10 protein-coding genes are annotated in these 12,041 nt (G+C 74.3%); 3 read left to right on the forward strand and 7 right to left on the reverse strand.

What is annotated here, in order from left to right; genetic code table 11:
- The 4 genes from FHX71_RS17245 to FHX71_RS17260 all read right to left on the reverse strand — a co-directional run.
- The coding region (locus tag FHX71_RS17245) for an acetamidase/formamidase family protein (protein ID WP_312877097.1) at positions 1–1,108 on the reverse strand (1,108 nt) is incomplete at its 3' end.
- Positions 1,109–1,163: 55 nt separating this feature from the next.
- On the reverse strand, positions 1,164–1,787 hold the full coding sequence (locus tag FHX71_RS17250; protein WP_182618784.1) for a TetR/AcrR family transcriptional regulator: 624 nt from the start codon (positions 1,785–1,787) through the stop codon (positions 1,164–1,166).
- Entirely contained in the window at positions 1,784–3,451 is a 1,668-nt protein-coding gene (locus tag FHX71_RS17255; protein WP_182618785.1) for an FAD-dependent monooxygenase, read from the reverse strand. The genes FHX71_RS17250 and FHX71_RS17255 overlap by 4 nt, the downstream gene beginning before the upstream one ends.
- A gap of 81 nt (positions 3,452–3,532) precedes the next feature.
- Positions 3,533–4,105 carry a TetR/AcrR family transcriptional regulator gene (locus FHX71_RS17260; RefSeq protein ID WP_182618786.1) on the reverse strand — a complete coding sequence of 191 codons (573 nt, stop codon included), beginning with the start codon at positions 4,103–4,105 and terminating at the stop codon, positions 3,533–3,535.
- Positions 4,106–4,177: 72 nt separating this feature from the next.
- Here FHX71_RS17260 and FHX71_RS17265 point away from each other — a divergent pair, with 72 nt between their 5' ends.
- Together FHX71_RS17265 and FHX71_RS17270 are read left to right on the forward strand one after the other, a co-directional pair.
- On the forward strand, positions 4,178–5,107 hold the full coding sequence (locus FHX71_RS17265) for a DMT family transporter (RefSeq protein WP_182618787.1): 930 nt from the start codon (positions 4,178–4,180) through the stop codon (positions 5,105–5,107).
- Complete coding sequence (locus FHX71_RS17270; protein ID WP_182618788.1) at positions 5,104–5,757, forward strand: GNAT family N-acetyltransferase; 654 nt, start codon at positions 5,104–5,106, stop codon at positions 5,755–5,757. Before FHX71_RS17265 ends, FHX71_RS17270 begins: the two co-directional genes overlap by 4 nt.
- Here FHX71_RS17270 and FHX71_RS17275 read toward each other — a convergent pair.
- From FHX71_RS17275 to FHX71_RS17285, 3 genes are all read right to left on the reverse strand, one after another.
- Positions 5,708–6,499: a DUF3626 domain-containing protein gene (locus FHX71_RS17275; RefSeq protein ID WP_182618789.1), complete on the reverse strand. Its 792-nt coding sequence runs from the start codon at positions 6,497–6,499 to the stop codon at positions 5,708–5,710. The two genes, FHX71_RS17270 and FHX71_RS17275, sit on opposite strands and share 50 nt — an antisense overlap.
- Before the next feature lie 118 nt (positions 6,500–6,617).
- Positions 6,618–8,447: a 2-isopropylmalate synthase gene (gene leuA, locus FHX71_RS17280; protein WP_376770141.1), complete on the reverse strand. Its 1,830-nt coding sequence runs from the start codon at positions 8,445–8,447 to the stop codon at positions 6,618–6,620.
- A 256-nt stretch (positions 8,448–8,703) separates the two neighbouring features.
- Complete coding sequence (locus FHX71_RS17285) at positions 8,704–10,863, reverse strand: DUF7937 domain-containing protein (protein ID WP_182620084.1); 2,160 nt, start codon at positions 10,861–10,863, stop codon at positions 8,704–8,706.
- Positions 10,864–11,084: 221 nt separating this feature from the next.
- Here FHX71_RS17285 and FHX71_RS30115 point away from each other — a divergent pair, with 221 nt between their 5' ends.
- Positions 11,085–11,978: a 4'-phosphopantetheinyl transferase family protein gene (locus tag FHX71_RS30115; protein ID WP_182618790.1), complete on the forward strand. Its 894-nt coding sequence runs from the start codon at positions 11,085–11,087 to the stop codon at positions 11,976–11,978.
- Positions 11,979–12,041: the final 63 nt, after the last annotated feature.

Raw genomic sequence — 12,041 nt, forward strand, 5'->3', positions numbered from 1 at the left:
TGCCCTTGACCACGTCGACGACCTGCGAGATGTCGAAGTCCGTCGCGGCGGACAGGTACGCGTAGGCGTGCGCGGGCGACATCCCGTACCGCACCCCCAGCAGCGCGATCGCGGCGCGCACGCAGTTCTGCACGGCGACGTCGAGGTCGCGGTCCAGCCCGGTCGGCACCAGGTACTCGGCGGTCTCGCCGAGCGGGCCGGCCAGGTCGCCGAACGCCGCGACGGCGTCGGCGGCCGGGATCAGGTCGAAGCCCAGCCGCACGCGCAGCGAGGCCTCGAACGCGGTGAGCGCCACCTCGCCGTCGCCCTGCGCGAAGTGCGGGTCGCCCACGTAGGCGAGCGCGCCGGCCACCTGCACCGGCAGGTACAGGGTGGACCCGGCGCCCAGCAGGTTGATGTCGATGTTGCCGCCGAACGGCCCCGGCGGCACCGAGTGCGGCCGCTCGTCCCCGGCCGCGGCGACGCCCATGATGCCGAGGAACGGGTGCAGGTCGAAGCCCACGCGACGCTCGGAGCCCTCGGCGAGCGGGATCGAGCCGCGACCCGCGCCGTCGGCCCACGAGTCCACCTGCGCGAACACGCTGACGATGTCGGCGCCGCCGGCCGGGTACTCGCCCGGCAGCGACCCGCGGCCGTGCCGGTTGGAGATGACGCCGTACGGCACGCGCGGGTCCGTCGACAGCACGCGGATCGCGAGCAGGTCGCCGGGCCGCGCGCCGCGCACCTCGATCGGCCCGGTCACGACGTGGCCGCCGTGCGCGCCCGGGACGTCGGGCAGCCCGGGCGTGCGGTCGCCCAGCCGCGAGCGGCGGACGGCGGCGAGCTCCACGGCGTCCGCGAGCACCGCGTCCTCGGCGACGCCGCGCTCCGCGAACCACCCGAGCGGGTCGCCGCCCTGGTCCTCGAGGATGCCCTCGTGGGACAGGGTGTCGACCACGACCTCCTGGCCCGGGTCGACCGTGAGCACGGCGCTGTCCGCGGCGCAGGGCAGGCGGCCCCAGTAGGCGGTCTCGGCCGACGTGGGCAGGTAGGCCGCCCCGTCGACGACGGCGGTGCCGGCGTCCGCGCTGGTGCCCGTACCTGGCTGGAGGATCGTCTGCTGGTGCACGGGCCGAGAGTACACAGCGGGTGTTGCGCGCCCGACGCTGCTCAGCACCGGGCGGTCACCGCCGCGGGATCATCCCGGCCTGCTCGTAGACGGAGCGCAGGTAGGCCAGCAGCTCGTCGGCGTCCGGCGGCTCGGGGCGCAGCAGCCGGTAGACGACGGCGCCGACGGTCATGTCGATGAGCGCCTCGATGTCGGTCTCCGGGGGCAGCACCCCCTCGTCGACGGCCCGCGACAGCGCCAGGTGCGCGGTGCGGCGCCGGGGCAGGATGTGGTCGTTCCAGAACGCCGCCATCAGGCCGGGATGCGTGACGCTGGAGCCGAACACCTGGGCGAGCATGGCGCGGTAGCCGGGCTCGGCGAGGGTGCGGGCGCTCCCCGGCAGGGCTTCGGCGATCACCTGCGAGATCTGGGCGTACGACATGCCGTCGAGGTCGCCGATGCCCGGCGACGGGATCTCGCCGCGCGCCGACTCGACCGCCGCCGCGATCAGCTCGTCCTTGCTGCCCCAGCGCCGGTACACGGTCAGCTTGCCGACGCCGGCCCGCCGCGCGATCTGCTCGATGCTGGTCCCGGCGTGGCCGTGCTCGGTGAACAGCTCGAGCGCCGCGGCCAGGATCGCCTGGTCCGTGCGTGGGTCCCGCGGGCGGCCCCGGCCCCTCTGCCCGGCGGGCGCCGTCATCGGACCCGCCCGTCGCGCAGCAGGCCGGCCAGCCAGGGCCCGGCGCCCGCCGGGTCGGTCCCGCGCCAGGCCAGGTGCCCGTCGGGGCGTACCAGCCAGGCCTCGGGCACGCCGTCGGTGCGGGAGAGACGGGTCGGTTCGACGTCGTCCGGTTCGACGTCCGGCCCGACGTCGTCCGGCCCGGGCCGGACGCTTCCCGGCCCGGTCTCCGCCGGCGGCACGAGCAGGGCCCACCGCCCGCCGAGCTCGTCGTGCAGGCGGGTCGCCCGGCCGTCGGCCCGGGTGCAGGCGAGGCTCGGCACGCGGTCGCCGACGCAGACCCGCCGGGTCAGCCGCGCCGCCGTCCGCTCGCCCGGCCCGGCCCCGAGCGGCCCCGACCGGTAGCTGACCCAGAGCTGGGAGGTCGTGAAGGTGGCCCAGCGCTGGACCCAGGGCTGGTTGAAGAGCCGGACGAGCACCTGGTCCCGCAGGAACCGGCCCGCGGCGCTGCGCGCCACGTTCACCTTGGTCACGTTCGCCGTGCCCCGCAGCACCTCGGCGGCCAGCGGACGCCGCTCCGCCTCGTAGGTGTCCACCAGCGCCTTCGACGCGAGGCCCCGCACCACGAGGCCCAGCTTCCAGGCGAGGTTCTCGGCGTCGCCCAGGCCCGTGAGCATGCCCTGGCCGCCGAACGGCGCGTGCGCGTGCGCGGCGTCGCCCGCGACGAGGACGCGCCCGCTCCGGTACCGGTCGGCCAGCCGGCGGTGGATCGTGAACTCGGAGAGCCACACGGGCTCCAGCACCCGGACCTGGCGGCCGGTGCGCCCGGGGAGGATCGCGCGGAACCGGTCCAGGATCTGCTCCTCGGTGAGGCGGCTCCGCCGGCCGTAGGCGTCGGCGGCCCACTGCGCGGCGTCCGCGGTGGCCTTCGTGCCCGCGGCGTCCGCGGCGTCGTCCGGCATCCCCGTGGCCTGCTCCCCCGCCGCACCGTCCGGGTCGTACGCGATCAGGCGCCACAGGTCGGCCCGCCCGTCGGGGTCGGGCATGGGCATCACGCCGAGCATCCCGTCCGGGTGCACCCAGCCTGACGTCCCGGCACGGTCAAGGTCCCAGTCCAGGTGCAGGTCGGCCAGGAGGAACCGCTCGCTGAGGCGCACGCCCGGGGCGCTGATCCCGGCGGCCGCGCGGACCGCGCTGTCGGTGCCGTCGCAGCCGACGAGCCACCGGGCCCGCACGGTTCGTCCGTCGGAGAGCTCGGCGGTGACGCCGTCGTCGTCCTGCAGCGCACCGGTCAGCCGCGCGCCCCACTCCGGGGCGCCGCCCAGCTCCGCGAGACGGCGCCGCAGGCCGTCCTCGACGAGTGCCTGCGAGACCACCATGGGCGGTGCGGCGGTGCGCAGCCCGGGGTCGCCGAACCGGACGCGCATCATGGGCCGGTCGCCCAGGTAGGTCGTGATCCGCATGGCGCGCACCGAGCGCTCCGGCAGGTCGCCCAGCGCGCCCAGCCGGTCGAGGACCTCCGACCCGCGCGCGTGCACGAAGTTGGCGCGCGACGTCGTCGCCGGGGCCGCCCGACGGTCCACCACGCGCACCCCGACCCCCTGCAGCCGCAGGCCGCAGGCCAGGGCGAGACCCGTGGGTCCTGCCCCGACCACCAGCACGTCGATGACCTCGGCGTCGGCCATGCCTACCTCCATTTATTAACGGAACGGTACCGTTAACAATATAGCGCCGGCGCGGCAGCATCGGAAGCCTCCTCCGCGCCTTCAGTCCCGCAGCAGCGCCCGGACCGCCGCCCGGGCAGTGCCGAAGGCGTCCGGCTGGGCGCGCGTGGTGTGCGCCACCATCGCGCCCTCGTACAGGAGGTGGATCTGCGCACCGACACCATCCGGGTCGGGGTGGCCGGCGTCGCGCAGCAGCCGCTGGAACTCGGCGAGCATGTACTGCTTGTCGGCCAGGATCACGGCGTTGCCGGGGTGGTCGATGCCGCCGATCTCGCCGTGGGCATTGACGAACGCGCACCCGCGCACGTTCTCGTCGGCCCACTCCTCGGCGACCTCCAGGGCCACGAGCACCTGGTCGAGGCCCGACGCGCGGCGCTCCGCGAGCCGCCGCTCGAACCACGCCGCCCAGCGCTCGTGCCGCCGGGTCAGGTAGGCGGCCACCAGCGCGTCCTTGGAGCCGAACCGGTCGTACAGCGTCTTCTTGGTGACCCCGGCCTGGTCGGCGATCAGGTCGACGCCGACGCCGCGGATGCCCCGCTCGTAGAACAGCTCGCTGGCCGTGGCGAGGATCCGCTCGCCGGCCGGGGTGTCGGGGTTGGGGCTGCGTCGTGCCACGGGACCTCTCCTGACCTGCTGGGATACGGGGGATACTGCGAGTATACGGACCTGTATGGTTACCTGCTGGGCATGAGCCTTCTCCGGCACCTCGCCCCCGCCCTGCTCGTGGTCATGTGGAGCTCCGGCTTCGTGGGCGCCACGTTCGCGGCCCCGGTCGCGCCGGCCACGACCACGCTCCTGTGGCGCTATGTCGTCGCCGCCCTGCTGATGGTGGTGATCGTGCTCGCGCTGGGCCGACGCTACGGCCCGCGCTACCTGCGGCGCGAGGCGGTGCTCGGCGCGCTCGGCCAGGCCGGCTACCTGTACGGCGTGTTCCGCGCGGTCGAGGAGGGCCTGCCCGCCGGGACCGCCGCCCTGCTCGCCTCGCTCCAGCCGCCGCTGGTCGCGGTGGTCCTGTCCGCGTCGGGCCGCGGCAACGGTGGCGGACGTCGCCAGGCCGTCGGCCTGGCCGTCGGGTTCGCGGGCGTCGCCCTCGCCGTCGGGCCCGACGTCGCCGCCGGCGCCGGTGCCGCGGGCGCGCTCTGGGCCGTGCTCGGCATGCTGTCGCTCTCGGCCGCCACGGTGCTGGGCGACCTGTGGCCCGCGCCGACGGAGGCCGAGAAGCACGACGTGCTGGACTCGCTGGCCGTGCAGGGCGTCGTGGCGCTCGGGATCTTCGCGGCGCTGGCGTTCGCGAGCGGAGACGCCGGTCCGCCCGCCGACCCGACGTTCTGGCTCGCGATCGCCTGGCTCGTCGGGCTGGCGTTCCTGGGCGGCTACGGCATGTACCTGTACGTGCTGCGCACCCGCGGGCCGGTCGCGGTGAGCACCTGGCTCTACCTCACGCCCGCCGTCTCCGCCGCGTGGGCCTGGGCGATGTTCGGCCAGGACCTGCCGCTGCTGACGGTCGCCGGCTTCGTGGTCAGCCTGGCGGGCGTGCTGCTGACCCGGCCGGGGCGGCGGTCCCCGGATGAAACCCGGCCTGAGGTGCCCGAGGTCTCGGTACGCTCCGGGCCGTGAGGATCACCGACTTCCGGCCGCGGCAGAGCAAGGAGGCCGCTCGGCTCGTGGCGGCGGCTACCACCGACGACCCGCTCACCATCTACATGGTGCCGGACGCCAAGCGGCGCGCATTGCCCACCCTGATCCATTTCCGTGAGGCACTGCGTCTGATCACGCCCGCGCAGGCCGCGCGGGTCGCCGTGCAGGACGGACGGATCATCGGACTGTGCCACTGGGTCAACGTCATGAAGAACGAGACCCACGAACCGATCGACCCGCGCCTGGCCCACGTCACCGGCCGGCTCGAGCGACGCATCGGGGACGCGTGGGCCCACCTTGTCGCCGTGCACACCGCGCTGCGCCCCGTGTTCGAGGGCGAGACGGGATGGATCCTCAGCGCCCTCGCGGTCCACCCCGACCACCAGGGCGTTGACATCGACGGCGCCCTCCTGCGCGACGGTCTCGCCGAGGCCGACCTCGACGGCCAGCCGGTCTCGCTGCTGGCGACCGCACCAGAAGAGATCGGGTTCTGCCGACAGCACGGCTTCGAGATCACCGAGACGATCGACGAGCTCCTCCCAGGAGCACCGCCCATCTGGAAGATGCGTCGGCCAGCGGTCAGGGCTGGGCATCTCCCCACCGCGCCACGTGGTGCCACACCTTCTTGAGGTCCTGCGGGTGGTGCTCCCCGGCGCGCACGGCCTCGCCGATCACCCGGGCGTCGAGCCAGCCGCCCGTCGTGCGCCCGACGGCGACCGCGCGCGCCACCTCCACGATCTCCGGACCTCGGAACTCGGGGCGCGCGGCCACCTCGTCGACGTGCAGCCGGAGCCCGTGGTGCCACTCGACGGTGACGCCGAGTCGCGCCGCGGCGTCGGCCACCGCGGTGCCGCGGTAGGAGGGGTCCAGGACCAGCGCCTCGACGTCGTCCGGCAGGGCGACGACGCCGTGCACCTGGGCCTCGACGTAGTCGTCCAGCAGGTCGTGGACGCCGGCCGCGGTGTCGGCGTCCGCCATCGTGACCAGCGGCGTCGGGTCCGCGGCGGCGAAGTGCTCCGGCTCCAGGAAGGAGTCCGGGTAGCAGAACGTGGTGCGCTCCAGCACGTGCGGGCGCAGCCGCAGGTGCGCGGACCCGAAGCGGACGGCGCCGCCCGCAGCGCGGCCCCGGTGGTTCAGCGCGCCGTAGCGTGGGCGCAGGTGGGGAGCGGCGTCGTCGTACCAGCCGTCGAACATGCGCTGCTCCCAGACCCAGCGGTCGCCGCCGCGGTGCGCGGTGAGGCCGCCGTTGCTGGTGCCGGTCTCGAACTGGGACCGCCACACCCGGTCGTGGGCGAGGCGCTCGACCAGCGTCTCGCTGCCGTCGGCGACCAGCCGGTCGGGGTGGAAGTTGATGGTGACCGGCCAGCTCATGCGGGGAGGTTACCCCGGGGTGTGCATCAGATCGGCCGCTTGCGTCGAGATCGGTCCGGCGATGGACCGGTCTCGTTGCAAGCGGCCGATCTGACTCGGGCGGCCAGAGCCCGGCGGGTCAGACCGCCGCGCGCTCCGCGCGGTTGACGGCCGAGACGATCGCCTTCAGGGACGACAGGGTGATCGACGGGTCGATGCCGACGCCCCACAGGACGTCGTCGCCCACCGCGCACTCGACGTACGCCGCCGCGCTGGCGTCGCCTCCCTCGGACAGGGCGTGCTCGGTGTAGTCCAGCACGCGTACGTCGACGCCGACCTGGGCGATCGCGTTGACGAAGGCGTCGATCGGCCCGTTGCCGGATCCGGTCAGCGTCAGCTCCTTGCCGCGGTCGGTGACGTCCACCTCGAGCGTGTCCTGCTCGCCCTCGGCGGAGACGGCACGGGTGCCGCGCAGCGTGAGCCGGCCCCAGTGCTCCAGGCCCGACGTCGCGTTCTCCTCGACCGGCAGGTACTCGTCGGTGAAGATGCGCCAGATGTCCGCGCCGGTGACCTCGGTGCCCTGCTCGTCGGTCACCTGCTGCACGGCGTGCGAGAACTCGATCTGCAGCCGGCGCGGCAGGTCCAGGTTGTGCTCGCTCTTGAGCAGGTAGGACACGCCGCCCTTGCCGGACTGCGAGTTCACGCGGATGACGGCCTCGTAGGACCGGCCGACGTCGCGCGGGTCGATCGGCAGGTACGGCACGCCCCAGTCCAGGTCGTCGACGCTCACGCCGGCCGCCTCGGCGCGCCCGGCCATGTGCTCGAAGCCCTTCTTGATGGCGTCCTGGTGCGAGCCCGAGAACGCCGTGAACACCAGGTCGCCCACGTAGGGGTGACGCTCGTGCACGGGCATCTGGTTGCAGTGCTCGACCGTGCGGCGGATGCCGTCGATGTCGCTGAAGTCGATCTGCGGGTCGATCCCCTGCGAGAACAGGTTCATGCCCAGGGTCACCAGGTCGACGTTGCCGGTGCGCTCGCCGTTGCCGAACAGGCAGCCCTCGATGCGGTCGGCGCCGGCCAGGTAGCCCAGCTCGGCGGCGGCCACGGCCGTGCCGCGGTCGTTGTGCGGGTGCAGCGACAGGATGACGTTCTCGCGGTGGGCCAGGTGGCGGCTCATCCACTCGATCGAGTCGGCGTAGACGTTCGGCGTCGCCATCTCGACGGTCGCCGGCAGGTTGATGATGACCTTGCGCTCCGGCGTCGGCTCGAAGATCTCGATGACCTCGTTGCAGATGCGGACCGCGAACTCCAGCTCGGTGCCGGTGTACGACTCCGGGGAGTACTCGTAGTAGATGCGCGTGCCCGGGACGGTCTCCTCCAGCTTGCGGCACAGCTTGGCGCCGTCGAGCGCGATGTCGACGATGCCGTCCTGGTCGGAGCGGAAGACGACCTCCCGCTGCAGCACGGACGTCGAGTTGTAGAGGTGGACGATCGCCTGCTTGGCGCCGGTGATCGCCTCGTAGGTGCGCTCGATCAGGTGGGCCCGGGCCTGGGTGAGGACCTGGATGACCACGTCGTCGGGGATCCGGTTCTCGTCGATCAGCTTGCGCACGAAGTCGTAGTCCGTCTGGCTCGCCGACGGGAAACCGACCTCGATCTCCTTGTAGCCCATCTGGACCAGCAGCTCGAACATCCGCAGCTTGCGCTCCGCGTCCATCGGCTCGATCAGGGCCTGGTTGCCGTCGCGCAGGTCCACCGCGCACCAGCGCGGGGCCTTCTCGATGCGCTTGGCGGGCCACGTACGGTCAGGCAGCTCGAGGCTGATCTGCTCGTGGAAGGGCCGGTACTTCTGGGTAGGCATGCCCGACGTCTGCTGCGGGTTGTCCTCGATGATCCCGCCTGCGGCGCCGTGCACTGCTGTCTCGTGAACTCCGCCGGGGGTGGTGGCGGTGATGCTGTTCTCCATCATGTGTCCTTCGCTCGGTGAGGTTGGCCGGCACACCAAGCCTCCGCGACGAGGGACCGGCCTGTCTAGGCCTCGTCGCGGCAGCGAAGGAGAAGGATCACCGTCAGGCGCACGCCGCCACTGTACCCCCCGCCCGGACCGGGGGCGCCAGTCACGCCCACGATCCGGACCTGACCCCACGTACAGGAGCGGCGCCCCTCCCACACGTGTCAGACGTACAGGTCCCCGGAGGGACCTGTACGTCTGACACGTGGAGGGGTCAGCGGCGGTTGCGCAGGGCCGCGTCGACCTGGGGGTCGCCCAGGGCGCCCAGCCAGTCCAGCAGCGCCGGGTACGTCGACGGGTTGGCCGCGACCTGCGGACGCAGGTGCGGGGCCTCCTGCACGATCTTGGCCAGGTCCGCGAGCGGCGTGGCCGGGTCGAGCGCCTGGGCGGGGTTCCACCGGCCGCCTGCCACCACGGGCGGCAGCACGGCGGTGTGCCCGGACTCCGAGCCGTAGTCCGACGCCGCGGCGCCGTTCCCCTGACCGCCCTGTGCGCCCTGCCCGGGCACGACCGGGCGCGTCGCGTGCTCCTGGGCCTCGTCGAGCCCGGTCGAGCCGTCCGCGGCGGCCTGCTGGCCGTTCCCCATGGGCCGGATGCGCGCGGTCGGGTGCGCGGTGGGGTGCGCCGTCCGCTGGGTGTCCGGCGCCGGCTGCGCGGCGACCGGCGTTGCACCGGAGCGGACCGGCGGCATCGTCGCGGTCGCGTCGACGGGGCCGGACGCGGCCGGCATCTCCTCGACCGTGCGCATCGAGCCGAGCGAGACCTCGCCCGACGTCGGCTGCGCCGTCTGCACCGGGACCACGCCGCGCTGGGCGGCGGCGGCACCGGCGACCGTCCGCACGGCGCCCGTGGAGCTGACGCGGCGCGGCTCGGCCGGGCGTCGCAGCTCGGGGGCGGGCCGCACGGGCTCCTCCGGGAGGGCGACCGGCGCGGCCTTGTCACCCTTGGGCCGCGGCGGGGACCAGACGTAGGCCTGGCTGCGGTCGGCGTCGACCTCGCCGCCGATGCCGGCGGTCTGGAAGTGCTCGCGCACCGCCTTGGGCACCATGAGCGCGCTGGCCGCGACGATGGGCAGGGCGAGCGCCATGAGCAGGTCGCCGAGGTTCACGCCCAGGCTGGCGCCCGACGTCGCGATGACGACGACGAGGCCCAGCACGCCCGCGACGCACGCTGCGCCGACGGCGGGCACGTGGCCGGTGTTCGGGTCGCGCTTCAGGGAGCGGCGCGCGAACCAGGCGATGCCGGCGACGACGACGCCGAGCACGAGCCGCAGCACCAGCGTGACGCCGGCGCCGGACCCGATGAAGCCGGGGTCGATGAGCTGGACGAGCGCGGCGAGCGCGCTGCACGCGGCCAGGAGAACGATGACGTCGAACGCGCGGATCGCGACCCGCACCCAGACGCCGGCGGCGTGCTCGGTGCTCTCCTCGGCGTCGGCGGCCGCGGGGTCGCGGCGGACGGCGGGCGAGCCCGCCACGGCGGCGGCGAGCGGGAGCAGCACCAGGCCGAAGCGGCTCGGGTCGGTGACGCCCGGCTGCATGGACTCCATGCCGGTCAGGGCGCCGCCCGAGGTGAAGACGAACAGGAGCGCCAGCACGATGCCGACGGCGACGAGCACCAGGCGCGAGGGCCGGTCGTGCCGCACGGTGCCGCCCACGAGGAGCCACACGAGGCCGAGCGAGAGCACCAGCCACACGGGCGCCAGCAGCCGGTCGCCCAGGGTGGCGCCGTCGGCGAGCTCGGCGAGCAGCGTCGAGAGCACGGCGCCCAGCGCGATGAGCGCGCCGACGCCGGCGAGGCCGAACCGCCAGGCACGGACGACGGCGCCGTCCTCGTCGACGGGCCCGAGCTCGCTGTCGCGCGGGGTGGCCGCGAGCGCCGCGCCGGCGAGCGCGAGGCCCAGGCCGGTGCCGACGCCGGCGCCGCTGCGCACGTCGAGCACGAGGTGCACCAGGCCGATCACGGCGAGCGGGAGCCCGGCGAGCAGGCGTGCGCGGCGTGTCGAGTGCACGGTCCACGTCACGGGGAGCACGGAGAACCGCGCGAGGTAGGGCAGGGTCAGCGACGCGAGCGACAGCGCGACCGCGAGGACCACCTCGACCCGGTCCGCGGAGCGGTCCAGCAGGTTCCACGGGAGCGCGAGCGACACGAGCAGGGCGAGCGCGGCGACGGCGTCTCGCACGTAGTCGGCGGCCGCGATGTTGGCGAAGGGCCGGACGTCGCCGGAGCCGTCGGCGGCGGTGCCGGGCCCGGTCTCGTGCGGAGAGGTCGTGACGTGCTCGTGGCCGAGACTCTCGGTCGGTGCGCCGTTCGCGTCGTCCGCGACGTCGCCCGAAGTTCTCTCGTCACGCTCCGAAGCGTGCTGGTCCATCATCCGTTCACTCCTCGATAACGCCGCTGGTCGAGACTGGGGAAGTGTGGCTGGCGGCGCTGGGGCCCATCACGTTTCTACCCGTTGGGTACCGGCTCTGTCAGGCCGTGCCACGGCGAGTCCGGTCACACCTGTATTTCTGCGCACGTCCATCACATCTGGTGCGTGTGGAACATCCGCCGTCGGCGAGCGCCGTCGGCACACCCAGGTCACAGGAGAACGCAGTGGACTCAGCCGCCGCACCGGCACCCCGCACCTGCGACGTCTGGCTGGTCCCGGTCCGACGCCGGGAAGCCTGGACGCGCCTGCTGACCGTACCGGATCGGGAGCAGCTCGTGGGCCTGGACGCACTGGCGACGGACGTCCACCTGACGTCGCGCGCGGCCCAGCGGCTGATCCTGGCCCGGTATCTCGGCCTGGCGCCGCAGGACGTCGTGGTGGACCGGGCGTGCGATCGCTGCGGCGACCCGCAGCACGGCCGCCCCCACGTCAAGGACGCCGCCCTGGACTACTCGGTGTCGCACACGCGGGCGTGGGTGCTGGTCGCGGTGGTGGGCGAGGGCCGCGTGGGCGCGAACCTCGACGCCCGGCCGGAGGTCGGCGACCTGGACGACCTCGCGGCGGCCGCGCTCACACGGGCCGAGCACCACGCGTGGCGCCGCCTGCCGGCGCGGGACCGGGCCGACGCGCTGCTCGCGTCGTGGACCCGCAAGGAGGCGACGACCAAGCTGGTGGGGCACGGCCTGGCGATCCCCCTGCGAGACCTCGACGTGACCGGGCCGCGCCCCAGCCTGGTGACGGCCGACCCGTCGGTCCGGCTCCCCCACCCCCGGCCGTACCTGACGCACGTGCCCGCGCCGGCGGGGCACAGCGCGGCGCTGGCGACGACGACGCACGTGGACCAGGTGCGGCACCTGCGCCTGCCGGACGCGCTGCCGGAGGCTGTGGCGGTGGCGCCGCGCGCTGCCGTCCCGCGCCCGTCCGTCCCGAGCCTCGCGGTCCCGGGCCCGTCGGTACCGAGCCTGGCGGTCCCCCGCGCCGTGCCGTCGCCCCGGACCGCGCACCCGGCGCACCCGTCCCGGCCGCTGACCGGGACGGCGGCACGGCCCACCTACTGAGCCGGACTCATCAGGCCGGGGACGGCCGCTACCGGCCGGGATACGGTCGTCCCCGGCCTGCTG

The sequence above is a fragment of the Promicromonospora sukumoe genome (assembly GCF_014137995.1).
GTDB classification, from domain to species: domain Bacteria; phylum Actinomycetota; class Actinomycetes; order Actinomycetales; family Cellulomonadaceae; genus Promicromonospora; species Promicromonospora sukumoe.